The organism is Thermus aquaticus, assembly GCF_001280255.1.
Classification (GTDB): Bacteria; Deinococcota; Deinococci; order Deinococcales; family Thermaceae; genus Thermus; species Thermus aquaticus.
In genome coordinates this window covers 1-593 of sequence record NZ_LHCI01000041.1, presented here as the reverse complement: position 1 = coordinate 593, position 593 = coordinate 1, and the positions used below count along the sequence as shown (strand labels likewise).

Annotated in this window: 2 protein-coding genes; both read left to right on the top strand. The window is 69.5% G+C overall.

Features of this window, described 5'->3' with window-relative positions; translation table 11 throughout:
- Nucleotides 1–159, top strand: a 159-nt coding sequence (locus BVI061214_RS00255) for a P-II family nitrogen regulator (protein WP_162207979.1), incomplete at its 5' end; no start/stop codon positions are given.
- Nucleotides 160–163: 4 nt separating this feature from the next.
- On the top strand, nucleotides 164–593 hold a 430-nt coding region (locus BVI061214_RS00250; protein WP_282953976.1), incomplete at its 3' end, for a FaeA/PapI family transcriptional regulator.

Sequence of the window (593 nt, the reverse complement as noted above, 5' to 3'; positions counted from 1 at the left end):
GTCTCCGAGCCCTTCGTCAAGCCCACGGTGGAGGCCATCCTGAAGGCGGCCCGCACCGGGGAAGTAGGGGACGGAAAGGTCTTCGTCATCCCCGTAGAGAAGGTCTACCGCATCCGCACCGGCGAGGAGGACGAGGCGGCCGTGACCCCGGTACAATAGGGGTGTGACGGCCAGGCAGCGGCGGATTCTCCACCACCTGGTGGAGGTGTACATAAGGACCAAGGCTCCGGTGCCCTCGGCGAGGCTCGCCGAGGCCCTGGGCCTTAGCCCCGCCCTGGCCCGGTACGAGCTCATCGCCCTCGAGGAGATGGGCTCCCTCAGCAAGCCCCCCGCTCCCGCGGGAAGGGTCCCCCCCCGCCAAGCCTACCGCCAGTACGCCCTCTCCCTCCTTCCCCCCGCTCCCCTTCCCAAGACCACCCAAGAAAGCCTCCTGAGGGCCCTGGAGGGGGCCCGTGAGCCCGAGCTCTTCCTGGTGAAGATGGCCTCGGGGCTTTCCGGCTACCCCGCCCTGCTCCGCCTCCGCCCCAAGCGGGCCCCAAAGGTCCTCCAGATCCACTTCTCCCCTCTCCCCGAGGGCACTTTGGCCGTGGCGG